The organism is Mesorhizobium abyssinicae (genome assembly GCF_049887195.1).
GTDB classification, from domain to species: Bacteria; Pseudomonadota; Alphaproteobacteria; order Rhizobiales; family Rhizobiaceae; genus Mesorhizobium; species Mesorhizobium abyssinicae.
The window spans coordinates 1-14357 of record NZ_JARAKC010000042.1; the positions used below are offsets into that span (position 1 = coordinate 1).

Consider the following 14357-nt stretch of genomic DNA (forward strand, 5'->3'; position numbering starts at 1 on the left):
CGCGTCTCAATGCAAACCACTGGCAAGCCGGCTTTGGCAAGCCCCTCGAACAGCCATTGCGACAAAGGTCCGGCTTCAAGCCCGACCCGCTGCAACCGCCAGGCGGGATCCTTGAGCACCCGCGCAATATCCTCAGGATGGGTCGGCACCTTCACCTCGCGGCACGCCGTGCCCGTTTCGTCGACGATGCAAATTGCGGTCTCTTTCACCGAGAGTAGAGTAGGCGGTAAGCGCCGCGCCGCCTTTCAGCGGCCGGTTTCTCACCGCCTCTCGCCGAACCGGGCATGCGCCTTTCGTTACGCACCCAGCTCTCCAGAAGACATGGCAAAGTCAGGCGTATCCATCCATGCGAGACGGAAGCGGCAAACGGGGGTCCAGGCGAGCATATGCTGCTCGACCATTCCCTCGCGCCAAAGCCGTCTCGTTGGCCGTCGACCACCGGGCTGGCATGAGGCCCAGATGTCACGCGACCGCGCTTTGGGGCGTTTCTTCCGCAGCCACCGCGCTATCCTCATGCCGATGTACCAGTCGAGACTGGTGAACATCCGACCGGCATAAGCGCAGTGGCGGTAGTAATTCGCCCATCCACGAAGGATGGGATTAAGCTCCTGAAGCTTGGAGGCCAGACTGCACGGGGTGGAACTCGTTCCCGTACGTGAGGCGCAGCCCAAGGTGAAGAAGCTCCTTTCCACGGATCACTTCTCGGTCGACGGGACGCTGATCGCGGCCTGGGCGTCGATGAAGAGCCTCAAGCCGAAGGACGGTTCGGGTGAAGAGCCGGGGAATGACTGAGGCGAGCCGCCGGCTCAGGGCGGTGGGCGTAACACGGAGGCGGACTTCCACGGCCAGAAACGGTCGAACGAGACGCATGCTTCGACCACCGACCCCGATGCCAGGCTCTACCGCAAGGGGCGGGGCAAGGAGGCCAAGCTCTGCTTCATGGGGCACGGGCTGATGGAGAACCGCCATGGCCTGCTGGTCGATGCCTGTCTGACGCTGGCCGATGGGCATGCCGAGCGAGTGGCCGCACTGCATATGATCGAACCCTGCGCCGACCGGCCGCTGGCGATCACGCCGACAAGGCCTATGACGCGGAGGACTTCATCAACCAGTTGCGCTCAATGAAGGTGACGCCGCACGTGGCGCAGAACATGAACGGCCGCCGTTCCGCGATCGATCGCCGCATAACCCGGCACGGCGGCTATGCTGTCAGCCAGCGCATCCGCAAGCGCATCGAGGAGGCGTTCGGCTGGATCAAGACCGTCGCCGGGCAGGAGAAGACCAAGTTGCGCGGACGCGACCGCGTCGGGTGGGCCTTCATCTTCGCGGCTGCCGCCTACAATCTGGTGGGGCTACCGAAGCTCCTGGTGGTGCCGACATGACCGCGCCCGTGGGCTGCCAACTGATCGGCCGCTGGCGGATCATCGAAGCCGATCTGTGGGATCGCGGCTACCTGAACCTCAGCGGCCCCGCCATGATCACCATCGGCGGCGACAACAACGGCGAGATCGCCTTTGGCGCCCTGCATGCCGGCCTCGATCTCAGCTACAGCCCCTCAATAGTTCACTTCACATGGGGCGGATGTGACGAGATGGACGAAGTCACAGGCGATGGCCATGCCGAACTGCTTGACGACGGCTCGATCGAGATCACATTCGCCTACCACAACGGTGACGAAGCCATCCTCAAGGCAATACGGCACACTTCTTCAACAGCCTGATAGGGATTTCGGAATCCGGCTTCGCACGCTATCGGCGCCCGCCACGGTTGTTGGATGGCGTCACCGCTCGAGTATTGCGATCGCTTTTCGGCTCGCGTGCTTTGCGGAAATAAACTGTCGTCACAGTGGAGGGCAGACGAGGCGTCCGGCCCTCCACTTGTTGCATTACTTCGCGGCTTTCGCGTCGGCAATCCACTTGTCCCACTCAGTCTTGTGGACGGCTATCCAGTCCGTAGCATGCTTCGCAATCTGGTCAGGATTTTTTTCACCATCATAAATCAATTTGTTTTCGGCGCTGACGTCCTTAACGGGGATAGTGACCCCCTCCAGAAATTTCTTCGCCGAAGGGTTGGCTTTGAGCCACGTGGTGTTCGCAATGACTTTGGTATCGTTGACCGGGAACCCGAGATTGCCCAGGCCTTCGATTTCTGTGCTACCAGTCTGGCCGTCGGGAAGCGACGTCGACTTGACATTCAACCATGTTACATCCTTTCCAGGGACTAGCACGCCGGGGATCCAGCCAGGCTCCCAAGTGTAATACAGCGTGGGCTTGCCTTCTTTGATACGTTCAATGGCTTCCGCCATAATTGCGAAATAGCCGCCTTGCTTGTGCTCGACGGTGTCGCGTAATCCATACGCGTCGAGATGATGCTCAATCATACGTTCGCAACCCCAACCCGGGTCACAGCCGAAAAGATCGGCTTTGCCATTCCCATCAATATCGAAAAGTTTGGCCTTCTCTGGATCCTTTAGATCCTCGAGGTATTTGATCCCGGTCGCATCCGCTGTCTTCTTATCGATTAGATAGCCTTGTATGTCACCGTGCACCAGTGTCCCAACTGTCATAAGCTTCTCGTCGCCGCCTGCTCCCTCCCAAAAAGCCTTGTGCATCGGCCACCAGTGCGCCGGATAAAACTGCAGGTCTCCAGACGCAACGGCGGTGTGTGCAAGCGGAACTTGAACTTGCTCCGGCTGCTCCTCGACATCGTACCCCAGTTCTCGCAGACCATCTCTCACGACATAACCTTGAAACAGTTCTTCGTTAACGCCACCGAGCCAGCCATACTTCAGCTGTTCGGCGCCAGCCGACAGCGTTCCGCTCGCCACCATCGCGAGCGTTGCAACAGCAATCTTGAGTATCATCCTTGTTCTCCCTCGACCTTCGGGCACCATGCTCGGGTCTCATCAGCTTTGTTTTTCCTCCGACTGGGATGGTCTCCGCCGGAATATTGGCCTTTGTCCCAGCCAATGGTTGCCCTCGCCGATCGCGAGCCTAGGGGACAGATTGCACTTGAAGTGCTGGCGTTCATGCTCACCGATTAGGCATGCGAGCGCAAATCAGTTTTTGTGCACGGCGCTATAACGAAAGGTCATGCTGGTAAACGGCAGGGCCTGACCTGGTCCGCGCCGGTCGCTCGACGCTGAGACCAACCGTAGCGTTGGCAGCGGAATTCCCAAGGTAGCTCGCTCCCCTTGCCCTAACCTGCTATCGAAAGAGGTGTCTGCTTTGCCGGCCCTCGCCGCGGCAGCGGACTTCGAGGTTGCCGGTCGAAGTTCGCTGCTCCCGTCAACAAGTATGCGTCGGCAAAGCGGAAACCGCGCGCATTTTAGGGGTCCGCCACGCACAGGCTTCGGCGACGACCTTCCCCTCGGGCGTCGACCTCTCCAACGCGACGTCCCGCCAAATCGCGCCTCCCAGCCGACTGGCACCGCTTGGGCAAACTCTCATGCCAGCGCCGTGGCTCCATACAAGAAGTCTATGACTCCCAGTTATCTCGACCCCCACTAATACTCATTTGAAGTAGGGGCACCTGCTGCCTATAGCATAGCCCGACGTTGCGCTGGTTCGAGCAGTCTTTGCCCCTCGCGTCGGCACAAGCAGAACTGCCGAAGAGGCGTAAGCCTGCATCCGATGGCCCGGTGCGGCGGCTATGAGAATGGGCCTGCGGGACGACCGACTCGAATTGAACTGCCCTCTCGGTCTGCTGAAACGATGTGGCTCGACCGGCATCGAGAGGTTCGCCGATAAATCTTGTCACTGTCACGGTGACACCAGAGGAGAATGGGAATGCACGGTACAGTCGATTACAAGACGCAGGCGCAATCCATCCGGTTGCCCACCAGCATGATCGTCAACGGAAACCTGGTCGCGGCCTTGTCGGGCAAGACATACCCCACCATCAATCCGGCGACTAGCAAGGTCTTGACCGACCTCCCGGCAGGTTCAGCGGCTGACGTTGACAGGGCGGTCGCCGCCGCACGGGAAGCGTTTGAAGATGGGCGCTGGTCGAAGCTGACTCCGGTCAACCGCAAGCTGGTCCTTCTGAGGCTGGCTTCCGTCATCGAGGAAAACGCACTCGAGCTGGCGCTTATGGAGAGCATCGACAGCGGCAAGACCATTACGGACTGCATCAACATCGACGTCCCGGAGGCGGTTAATAGTCTCAGGTGGCATGCCGAAGCCATCAACAAGATCTACGACCAGGTCTCGCCGGCGAACGATTCTTCTCTCGGCCTCATAGTGCGCGAGCCGATCGGCGTCGTAGGCATCGTTCTTCCGTGGAACTTCCCGCTTCTCATGCTCGCCTGGAAGATCGGCCCTGCGCTTGCCGCGGGCTGCACTGTCGTGGTTAAGCCAGCGGAAGAGACATCGCTCACGACATTGCGGGTGGCTGAGCTTGCGCTCGAGGCCGGAATCCCGGCCGGCGTCTTCAACGTTGTGACCGGCGATGGTCCGGACGTCGGAGAACCGATCGGCCGTCATGGGGATATCGACGCAGTTTCCTTCACCGGCTCGACCGAGACCGGCCGGCGCTTCCTCAAATACTCCTCGGAGAGCAATCTCAAGGAAGTGGTCCTCGAGATGGGCGGCAAGAATCCATGCATCGTCATGGACGACGTTCGCAACCTCGATGCCGTGGCCTCTCACATCTGCAACGGCGCGTTCTGGAACGTTGGCCAGAACTGCTCGGCCATCTCGCGCTTATTCGTTCATAGAGCCGTGAAGGACCGGCTCCTCGAAAAGCTGGCGGAAGTCGCAAAGACCTGGACCGTGGGCGACCCCCTCGCCCCTGAGACCCGCATCGGCCCGCTTGTTTCGACCATTCATTTTGAGAAAGTCAGCGGCTATCTGGAAAATGATGGCAAGGTCGTCGTTGGCGGAAAGGTCGTTGGCGGGACGACGATCGAACCGACGATCATCGAATTTTCCCAGCATGAAGGTAAGCACATTCGCGAAGAGATCTTCGGGCCAATCCTCTCGGTCATCCCGGTCGACTCGCTTGCAGAAGCGGTCTCGCTGGCAAATCAGACTGAATATGGCCTGGCCGCCTCGGTTTTCGCCGGCGACGGCACGAGGGCGCTTCGAGCCGCGCGCGCGATCAGGGCCGGCACAGTCACAGTCAACTGCTACGGAGAGGGAGACGCCGCCACTCCCTTCGGCGGCTATAAGCAATCGGGCTTTGGTGGCCGCGACAAGTCCGTCCACGCGCACGATCAGTATTGTCAGACTAAGACCCTTTGGGTCGATCTAAGCAACTCCGAAGAAGGGATTTGATATGTCGACGTTTGCCTTTTCTGGTCTCAACCTGGCGATCACGACCCCATTCAACGCGAGCGGACAAGTCGATTTCGGTCGTTTCGATGACCTTATCGAGCGCTATCTGGCCGCAGGCGTCGATGGTTTCGTGTTCAGCTCCGGCACGGGCATGCATGTCTATCTGACGCCTGAGGAATCGAGATCTGTCATCGAGCGCGGCGCACGCGTGGTGGCCGGACGAGCCAAAGTGATCGCCCAGACTTCCGCACTGCTCACGGCAGATGTCGTGGCAAGGACGCAGTTCGCCAAGGATGCCGGCGCCGATGGCGTGATGGTGCTGCCGCCCTTCTTCGAAGGCCCGTCGGACGACGAGAGCATCTTCAACTTCTATGCCGAGGTGGCCAAGGTCGGGCTGGCGATCATCGGTTATAACGTGCCTCAAGCCGTGGGCGTCCGAATTACCCCTGGCTTGCTCCGCAAGCTTTGCGATCTGCCCGAGTTCCGCGCCGTGAAAGACAGCAGTGGCGATCTGATCTCCCAGGTCCGACTGATCGGCACCGGCCTCGGTGTCATTAACGGAGCCGATCCACTGGTCCCGTTCTCGCTGTTTGCCGGTTGCTCCGGATTGATTTGGGGCGGCGCTAACATTGCGCCCAGGACCTGCGTTGCGATCACCAAGGCTGCTCGGGAAAAAAGATGGGATGACGTCCAATCGATCTGGCGCCAGCTCGAGCCACTCATGTCCCTGCTTTGGGAAGGCGATTACGTCCAACATGTGTATGCGGCGGCGGAGAGCACCGGCTATGGCTGCGGAGCGGCGCGAAAGCCGTTCGGTTCGTTGTCTTCGGATCGGATCGCGGCGCTCCGGCAGGCTCTGGGCGGCCTGGCTGAGCAAGAAGCCTTGTGACGATGGGCAAGACTTTTCGTGCCCGCCGTCTGCCGGCGCATGGCGTGGAACCGGGCTGGACGGCACTGCTTCCTGCCAGAACGCCGACGCCGGAACTCGATCGCGCCATCACGGCCGATGTGGTCGTGATCGGCGCCGGCTTCGCCGGATTGGCCGCGGCAACAAGGCTGACTGAGCTCGATCCGAGCCTTTCGGTGGCGGTCATCGATGCCGATGTCGTCGGGAATGGTGCCAGCGGTCGCAACTCCGGTTTTCTCATCGACCTGCCGCACGACATCTCGTCGGGCAATTTCGGGGTGGACACCGCCACCAAGAGTCGCAACGAGATCACGGTGGCGCGGAGCGCCATCCAGCTCTATGCGCGTCTTGCAAACACCAATGGCTGGGACAAGGACGTCTTCGATCCCAGCGGCAAATACAGCGTGGCCATGACCGATGCCGGCAAGGAGCATCTGACGACATATTCGTCCAAGCTGAAGGCGTTGGGCGAAGCTCATAAACTGCTTGACGCGGCCGAGACAGCCGACGTTACGGGCACGCGTTCCTTCAAGGCAGGCCTCTTCACTCCAGGGGCCGCCATGATCCAGCCGGTTGCGCTGGTGCGGGGCATCGCGCACTTCTTTCAAGGATCATCCGTCACGTTGTTCGAACGGACGCCCGCGCTATCCATCGAAACCTCCTCCAGCGGATGCAAGGTGACGACGCCCAAGGGCGAAATCAGAGCCGACAAGGTGATCCTGGCGACGAACGGCCATGCTGAAAGCTTTGGCTTTGGAAGCGGCGAGCTCCTCCATGTCTTCACTTACGCATCGTTGACGGAGCCGTTTGCCCCCTCGCTCCTTGGCGGGCTGAGGAAATGGGGAGCAACGCCGGCCGCGCCGATGGGCACGACCGTGAGACGGATCAACGGGGCTGAAGGAGACAGGATTCTCATTCGGTCGCGCTACAGCTACATTCCCAGCATCGAAGTTGGCGCGGGCTCGATGAAAGGCGCGAGCAAGCTTCATGATCGCAAATTCGCCGACCGCTTTCCTGAACATCGTCACCTGAAATTCCAGTTCCGCTGGGCGGGCGCCATGGCCCTCACCTGGAACACCGTGCCGCTGTTCGGCGAGCTGGAGGATCGTATTTTCTCCGCCTGCGCCTGCAACGGCATAGGAGGGACAAAAGCCACGGCCGCGGGCATCGCAACTGCAGAGCTCGTCGTCGGTCACCGGTCCGCGCTCGGCGACATATTCCGGGCATTCGACAAGCCGCAGAAACTGCCGCCAAGGCCGCTCGTCGAAGTCGGCGCCCGCTTCAACCTTGCAATGCGGGAGTGGCGGGCCGGGCGCGAATAGCGGCGGGAGCCGCATGCTGGCTCCAATCCGCCCTGACTCTTGCCACCGCATAGATCTCGAATGCGATCCGGCGCTCGGTGTATGGTCACTTCCCTTTCATGGCACGTCGAGAGACGCTTCGATGTCAAGGGCGAGTCATTTCGGCCGTCCCTCCTCCGGATCGGACGCGTTAGGCCGGCTGGCCGAGGGCTGGGTACCGGATGAAGTGACGTCGAGCGCATCCGCTACGGCATCCTTCTTGGCGTAGGGAAGGAGCGTCATGACGAGAATGAAGGCTGAAAGCGCCAGGATCAGCACGTTAGTGATGATGAGGGACCATTCGTTCTTGAGAATCCCGAAGGCGAGCCACAAAGCAAATCCGACAACGTTGATGGCGTACATCGGTGCCGATATGCTGCCGGTGTCCCGCGTCTTGATGATCTTCCAGGCTTGCGGCGTATAAGACGCCACGGAGCATAGCGCCGCAAGGTAACCGATAACCGAATCCCAATTCATGATTGGCTTGCAGATGGAGACATCTTGCCCTTTCGCGTGTCTACCAGGCGAAGCGGGGCGACAGGCTGGTAGCCGCGGACCTGCCGCGCGCGAGACTGCGCCCTATCGATATCGCCACGCCACCGGCGGGGTGTCACGGCATGACGCGCGCTCAGCGGCGCCAGGTCGATAGTTAAGCAAACCGCGACGGCCGAAGGAGGCGTTCCTTGGAACGATTGCGGCGCGGTGGTGCTTCACATCCTCGACCAGAGCTTGCCGCCGGTCGCCCAGTTGCTCGGCTCATATTCATCGAAAACAACGTGGATCTGTTCTGGTCTCAGGTTCATCTTGTCGCAGAACAGCTTCGTGATTTCAGCGGCCAGATTCTCCTTCTTGTCGTCATCCGCCTTGAAGGTCTCGATGTGAATAACGGGCATGTCATACTCCTTGGTGGTTATGCCGGTTGGATCGTCAATGCCGGCCCGGCCGGCCGCGCTCAAACTCCGCGATGGGTGCGCCGAACATGGCCTCATCAACTTCCAGCCCAAGGCCAGGGCCTGTCGGAAGCTGAACGTGGCCGTCCGCAGGCTCGTCCTCCGGGAGCTATGTTCCTAGTCCAGGAGGCGCTCGTCAAAGGGATAATTCGACATCAGTTCGTAGCCGTCGGCGGTGACGAGCAGTTGCTCCTCGAGCTTCACACCGTCCCGCTCGCCGACCGCCCCGATATAGCTTTCAACGCAGATCACCATCCCGGCCTCGAGCGTGGCGTCATAGGCGACCGGACCACGAAACGAAGGCTTGACCTGCGGATACTCGTCGCACATTCCCACACCGTGTATCAGGCAGCTGTAGGCCTGAGCACGAAATTCCTCCGGCACAGGCCAGGCGGATTCCTGCAGGGCCCGCATGCTGAGGCCGGGGCGTATGAGCTTTATGTTGGTCTGCAACTCGTCATAGGCATAACGATAGAGCTCGCGCTGCCGGGGCGTCGGGCGGCCCTTGCCGTAGTAGAAGGTCCGCGAGACGTCGCAGAAATATCCGAACGGGCCCACCATGTCGGTGTCAAATCCAATCAGGTCGCCCGGCTCGATGACGCGCTGAGTTGCCTCCTGAAGCCAGGGGTTGATCCGCGGCCCGGAGGCCAGCATGCGCCCTTCATGCCAGCCTCCGTGATTGGCGAGATTGGTGTAGTTGAGAATGCCCCATAGCTGGGCTTCGGTGACGCCCGGCGCCATGGCCTCCTGCATGCGAGCGATACCGTGCTCGGCGACGGCGCATGCCCATCGCATGCAGGCCATTTCGTCTTCCGACTTGATGACACGGGCGCCTTCCACGATGTCGACGGCGTCGATGACCTCCAATCCGCGCTGCAGAAGGGCCTGTGTCAGGCTCGGGTTAACGTACTCCACCGCGACCTTGCGGTTGGTCGTCCCGATCTCGCTCAGGAAGCCGACAATGTCATCGGCAAGGAGCCTCGCGCCCTCCGCCAATTCGTTGCCGCCCTCGAAAAAAGACATCGGCCTGCCCGTCCTCGACCGGTCGGCCGATGACCGGTGGCCGACCGTGCCCTGGTGTAGGGTGATCGGCCCGTCGAGCGGCAGGAAGAGGTAGGTGACGGGAATATGGGACTGGAACAGCGGATAGGAATTATAGTCCACGGCATAGCGGATGGTGATGGGGCTGACCAGGACGCACATGGCGACGTCGGCCTGGCGCATCGCCGCTCTCAGCCGTCCCTTGCGATAGTGATCAAGCCGTTTGAAGTCTATGTCCGGCATGGGTCTAAACTGGCGCAGGTCACTCCAGTTATCATTGAGTACAAGGCTATCGGGAGTTGGCGATATGAGTCTGTCTTCGCACATTCGACTTTGCTCCCCTGGCTGCAGTATTCGTATCCCGTCCTCCGCGACAGGAAACGACGTGGACGGACCATCGTCCGGAAACCGATCTATAGGGAGCGCGCGGTCGCGCATCAAATGAGTATTAGTGCTGGCCGTATAATTCAAAGTCATGGTGGCTGGGCCAGGCACGCGAGGATATCCGCACGATTTGTTGCTCTTGGACGACCCTCGGAGATGAAACAAGTCGCGTCCGCAGAACGAGTGAGCGGCAATGCGGACCGCTTCGGAGCACGACGATAACTTCAGCTTGTCTGCCGCATGATTTTTTGGTCGCTTGCGAAACGGAAGGTACAAGCGCTATGCGGATTCAACGGAAATCGGGCCGGCGAAACATCGGCCTGCCCATCACCTGACAGGCAAGCTTGGATGACACATTCGAACAAGGTGGTAATTGTCACTGGCGCGACATCGGGGATTGGGGAGGCGGTCGCGGAAGCCTTCGCCGCGACGGGTGCGTCCCTGATGCTCATCGGCCGCGATCGAGAGCGCGGCCAGAAGGTGCTGGAATCGATCAGGCTGCACGGAGGCGAGGCCGAATTGATGCTCGGCGATGTGGCGGACTCGGGCTTCGCTGACAATGTTATCCAGTCCACCGTGACGAGGTTCGGAAAAGTCAGCGTGCTGGTCAACGGCGCGGGTATCATCCGGCGCGGAAACGCCATCGACACATCGGATGAGGAGTGGCGCGAGACTTTCGAGGCCAATGTCAACGGTGTGTTCTTCTTCAGCCGTGCCGCGGTGAAAGCCATGAGGACGTCCGGCGGCGGCAGTATCGTCAATATATCCTCCAATGTCGGTCTAGTCGGGTGTCCGGGGCTCGTCGCCTATTGTGCGTCGAAGGGTGCGGTCGTGTCCCTGACGCAGGCCATGGCGCTCGACCACGCGAAGGAGCAGATCAGCATAAACGCGGTATGCCCGGGCGCGGTGGACACGCCCATGCTTGTGTCGGCTCACCGGACGCCGGTTACCTCGGCTGAGGCCCTGCAACGGAATATTGATTCTAGTCCCCAGGGTCGCGTCGCGACCCCGAAGGAAATCGCGAGTCTGACCTTGTTCCTGGCAAGCGAGGAAGCAAGGCACATTACAGGCGTTGCCGTGCCGATCGACGGCGGCTTCACGGCTGGATAAGGAGGAATTCTTGGGTAATCGGTTGGAAGGCAAGGTTGCCATCGTCACTGGCGGCAATCAGGGGATCGGGCGTGCAATCGCCGAGAGGCTGGCGGATGAAGGCGCCATGGTTGCCGTGGGTGATCTCGTTCAGGGACGGGCTGATGCAGGCAAGGCCGGAAAGCTCTCATTCCTTATCCTCGACGTTACAGACGAGGTGTCAATTCGCGCATTCGTCGACCAGGTGCTGGAGCGCTTCGGCAGGATCGACATCCTCGTCAACAATGCCGGCCTGGTCATGCACAAATCAATAGATGACCAGACCGCCGAGGATTGGGACAGGCTCATGGCCGTCAATCTTCGCGGGCCATTTCTCATGACCAAATACGTCGTCCCTGAAATGCGGCGTGTCGGCTCGGCTGCGATCGTCAATATCGGCTCGGTCGAGGGCTATATGGTCAACCCCTGGCACACTGCCTACGCGGCCACCAAGGCGGGCGTGCATGGTTTGACGCTTGGGCTGGCAGTCGATCTCGGACCGGACGGCATACGCTGCAACACCGTCTGTCCCGGCTGGATCGATACCGATCTCAACCGTGCGTATGTCGAGATGCATCCAGACCGGGGCCTGATCGAGCGTGAGCTCGGTTATCTTCATCCGGTGGGAAGAATTGGCGCGCCAAGGGAAATCGCTAATGCCGTGCTCTGGCTGGTCAGTGAGGAGTCGAGCTTCGTGAGCGGGGAGATGATCTCCGTCGATGGCGCGCGAACGAAGAAGATATCCCTGCCCGCCATCCTGGATGAGGAATTCAGGTCCAAGCTGACGGCACCGGAGCGGTAAGCGTTGCCGTCCTCGACGCGGATGCGGGCGTCTGGACGGCTCGCTTGGAAATGGCGGGATCGACCTGACACCATCGACTGCACGACTAGGCTGGGTCGCTACGCACCGGCTAAGGCGACTAAAGCGATCCTCCTAAATGACCGCCAAGCCCAAACCTCTCTTCCTCGGCATCGACACCGGCGGCACCTATACCGATGCGGTGCTGTGGTCGGAGGAAGGTAGCCCGAAAGGCAAGGTGCTGGCCAAGGCCAAGTCGCTCACCACGCGCCACGACCTCGCCGTCGGCATTTCCGGCGCGGTCGATGCGGTGCTGGAGACATCCGCCACCGACCCGGCCGCGATAAAACTCGTCTCGATGTCGACGACCTTGGCCACCAACGCGCTGGTCGAGGGCCAGGGCGGGCGCGTGGCGCTGATCATGATCGGCTTTTCAGAGGCCGACCTTGCCCGCGACGGGCTGAAGACGGCCTTGGGCACCGATCCGGTGGTGTTCTGCCCCGGCGGCCATGACGTGCATGGCAATGCGGCAAAGCTCGATCTTTCCGGCCTCGAGGCGGCGCTGCCCGAGCTTGGGCGTTCGGTGTCGGGCTTCGCCGTCTGCGCCTATTTTGCCACCCGCAACCCGGCGCATGAGCTCGCGGCCCGCGACCTGATCCGCGAGAAGACCGGCCTGCCGGTGACCGCCAGCCATGAGCTTTCGGCCAAGCTCGGTGGCCCGCGCCGCGCGCTGACCACGCTGCTCAACGCAAGGCTGATCTCGATGATCGACCGGCTGGTCGCGGCGACCGAAGGTTTTTTGGCCAAGCGCGGCATTGCGGCTCCGCTAATGGTGGTGCGCGGCGACGGCGCGCTGGTGTCGGCCGCCTTCGCCCGCCAGCGGCCGATCGAGACGATCCTGTCCGGCCCCGCCGCTAGCCTTGTCGGCGCCCGCCACATGACCGGACTGGACGACGCCATGGTGTCGGACATCGGCGGCACCACGACGGACGTCGCGGTGCTCGACAGCGGCCGGCCGCGGCTCGATCCCGAAGGCGCCACCGTCGGCGGTTTCCGCACCATGGTCGAAGCGGTCGCCATGCGCACCTTCGGCCTCGGCGGCGATTCCGAAGTGGCGCTGGAGGATGGCGCGCTCGATCCGAAAATCCTGCTCGGCCCGCGCCGCCTAGTGCCGCTGGCGCTGGCCGGCATGGCGCATGGCGAGGCGGTCACCGCCGAGCTGGAACGCCAGCTGCGCGCGCCGAATCCCGGCCGCATGGACGGGCGCTTCGCCGTGCGCACCGGCGTGCCGGATCGCCTCGCCGCCGGCCTCACCGCGTCGGAGGCAAAACTTTACGAGGCGATCGGCGCCGTGCCGCTGGCGCTCGACCGGCTGCTCTCGTCCAACGCCCAGAACGCCACGCTGAACCGGCTGGTGTCGCGCGGCCTGGTGCACATCTGCGGCTTCACGCCGTCCGACGCCGCCCATGTGGTCGGCAAGCAGTCGAACTGGGACGCCTCCACCGCCCGCCTCGGCGCCGAGCTTTTCGCCCGCCGCCGCGATGGCCGCGGCCAGTCAATCGCCGCGACGCCGGAAATCCTCGCCGAGCGCGTGCTAGTGACGCTGACCCGCTGGTCGGCCGAATACATCCTCGAAACCGCCTTCGCCGAGGACGGGCTGGATGGCGCGGCGACCGTCGCGCATGCGCTGGTGCAGCGCGCCGTCGACGCCCATCCCGGCATCGCCCGCTTCACCGTCGCGCTCGACCGTCCGGTCATCGGCCTCGGCGCCTCGGCGCCGCTGCACTATGCCGGCCTGCCGCCGCTGATCGGCAATGGCTGCATCGTGCCGGAGGACACCGACGTCGCCAACGCGCTCGGCGCCGTGGTCGGCCAGGTGCGCGTCTCGGCCGAGGCCCGCATCAGCCAGCCGCAGGAAGGCCTCTTCCGCCTGGCATCGGGCCAGACGATGCGCGATTTCACCGACGAGGCGAAGGCGATCGCCGCGGCCGAAGCCGATGTCCGTACAGTCGCCGCCCAGCGCGCGAAAGATGCCGGCACCGACAGCGCCGAGATCGACGTCGCCACCGAGTTCAAGGTCTCGACCATCGAGGGCCAGCGCATGTTCATCGAAGCGCATGTGGTCGCGGTGGCGTCCGGAAGGCCGAGGACTGCGATTTCGCAGGCCTAGGCTGGAGGCGAACTCGGCGCCGTTCGGCCAAACCTGCTTGATCTGCCCTGCGGAGGACGTCGACGACCACGACCCGCTCCGCCATTACCCGTTCTGGCTCTTGTGTCGGAAAGCCTGACGCCGAAGCGGGAGGATTGCGCGGTGCTTGCCGGCAAGTCGACGCTCAACCGGCTGGAGCTCAGCCGGGTCGGGGAGCCGACGCGCTACCATGCGGCGCGGCGATCAAGTGAGAGAGCGCATTGCCTCGTCGAAAATGTTCCCGAATTTTCAGCCGTTGCCTCACATAAGTTGCTCCCTACCGAGGGGTATGAGCAGGGGCAACTATGGGACGGCTGAGCATGGCGACACGGAAAGAACTGACG

The 14357-nt window shown here is 62.0% G+C and carries 12 protein-coding genes and 3 pseudogenes; 9 read left to right on the forward strand and 6 right to left on the reverse strand.

What is annotated here, in order from left to right:
• Together PU724_RS32625 and PU724_RS32630 are read right to left on the reverse strand one after the other, a co-directional pair.
• Positions 1 to 209, reverse strand: a pseudogene (locus tag PU724_RS32625) (IS110 family RNA-guided transposase); the annotation flags it as partial.
• Positions 210 to 296: 87 nt separating this feature from the next.
• Positions 297 to 692 (reverse strand): group II intron maturase-specific domain-containing protein, encoded by a 396-nt coding sequence (locus PU724_RS32630; RefSeq protein ID WP_354425875.1) that lies wholly within the window; start codon positions 690 to 692, stop codon positions 297 to 299.
• Between PU724_RS32630 and PU724_RS32635 the strand changes: the two are divergent.
• A pseudogene (locus PU724_RS32635) lies at positions 661 to 1382 on the forward strand (IS5 family transposase); the annotation flags it as partial. The gene PU724_RS32630 and the pseudogene PU724_RS32635 sit on opposite strands and share 32 nt — an antisense overlap.
• Positions 1379 to 1720, forward strand: a complete 342-nt coding sequence (locus PU724_RS32640; RefSeq protein ID WP_354425877.1) for a hypothetical protein — start codon at positions 1379 to 1381, stop codon at positions 1718 to 1720. The pseudogene PU724_RS32635 and the gene PU724_RS32640, both read left to right, overlap by 4 nt.
• Before the next feature lie 165 nt (positions 1721 to 1885).
• Here the strand turns inward: PU724_RS32640 and proX are convergent, their stop codons facing one another.
• Complete coding sequence (gene proX / locus PU724_RS32645) at positions 1886 to 2863, reverse strand: glycine betaine/L-proline ABC transporter substrate-binding protein ProX (RefSeq protein ID WP_354425879.1); 978 nt, start codon at positions 2861 to 2863, stop codon at positions 1886 to 1888.
• A 925-nt stretch (positions 2864 to 3788) separates the two neighbouring features.
• Between proX and PU724_RS32650 the strand changes: the two genes are divergently transcribed.
• From PU724_RS32650 to PU724_RS32660, 3 genes are read left to right on the forward strand one after another with little or no spacing between them, the layout of a single operon-like run.
• Entirely contained in the window at positions 3789 to 5276 is a 1488-nt protein-coding gene (locus PU724_RS32650) for an aldehyde dehydrogenase family protein (protein WP_354425881.1), read from the forward strand.
• Between the two features lies 1 nt (position 5277).
• Positions 5278 to 6165: a dihydrodipicolinate synthase family protein gene (locus tag PU724_RS32655; protein ID WP_354425883.1), complete on the forward strand. Its 888-nt coding sequence runs from the start codon at positions 5278 to 5280 to the stop codon at positions 6163 to 6165.
• Positions 6166 to 6167: 2 nt separating this feature from the next.
• Positions 6168 to 7505, forward strand: coding sequence for an NAD(P)/FAD-dependent oxidoreductase (locus PU724_RS32660; RefSeq protein ID WP_354425885.1), 1338 nt, complete (start codon positions 6168 to 6170; stop codon positions 7503 to 7505).
• A 135-nt stretch (positions 7506 to 7640) separates the two neighbouring features.
• On the opposite strand, the gene PU724_RS32665 is transcribed toward PU724_RS32660, so the two are convergent.
• The 3 genes from PU724_RS32665 to PU724_RS32675 form a co-directional block, all read right to left on the reverse strand.
• A complete protein-coding gene (locus tag PU724_RS32665; protein WP_354425887.1) occupies positions 7641 to 8000 on the reverse strand; it encodes a SemiSWEET family sugar transporter in 360 nt (119 codons plus the stop codon).
• A gap of 233 nt (positions 8001 to 8233) precedes the next feature.
• The gene (locus PU724_RS32670) at positions 8234 to 8479 is read right to left on the reverse strand and encodes a tautomerase family protein (RefSeq protein WP_426213789.1); all 246 of its coding nucleotides are present in this window, start codon (positions 8477 to 8479) and stop codon (positions 8234 to 8236) included.
• Positions 8480 to 8590: 111 nt separating this feature from the next.
• Complete coding sequence (locus tag PU724_RS32675; protein ID WP_426213790.1) at positions 8591 to 9757, reverse strand: M24 family metallopeptidase; 1167 nt, start codon at positions 9755 to 9757, stop codon at positions 8591 to 8593.
• 489 nt (positions 9758 to 10246) lie between these two features.
• Here PU724_RS32675 and PU724_RS32680 point away from each other — a divergent pair, with 489 nt between their 5' ends.
• From PU724_RS32680 to PU724_RS32695, 4 genes and pseudogenes are all read left to right on the forward strand, one after another.
• Positions 10247 to 11008, forward strand: a complete 762-nt coding sequence (locus PU724_RS32680) for an SDR family NAD(P)-dependent oxidoreductase (RefSeq protein WP_354425893.1) — start codon at positions 10247 to 10249, stop codon at positions 11006 to 11008.
• A 22-nt stretch (positions 11009 to 11030) separates the two neighbouring features.
• Positions 11031 to 11828, forward strand: coding sequence for an SDR family NAD(P)-dependent oxidoreductase (locus tag PU724_RS32685; RefSeq protein WP_354425895.1), 798 nt, complete (start codon positions 11031 to 11033; stop codon positions 11826 to 11828).
• Between the two features lie 136 nt (positions 11829 to 11964).
• Positions 11965 to 13995: a hydantoinase/oxoprolinase N-terminal domain-containing protein gene (locus PU724_RS32690; RefSeq protein ID WP_354425897.1), complete on the forward strand. Its 2031-nt coding sequence runs from the start codon at positions 11965 to 11967 to the stop codon at positions 13993 to 13995.
• 52 nt (positions 13996 to 14047) lie between these two features.
• Positions 14048 to 14205: pseudogene (locus PU724_RS32695) on the forward strand (IS1380 family transposase); the annotation flags it as partial.
• Between the last annotated feature and the right edge of the window lie 152 nt (positions 14206 to 14357).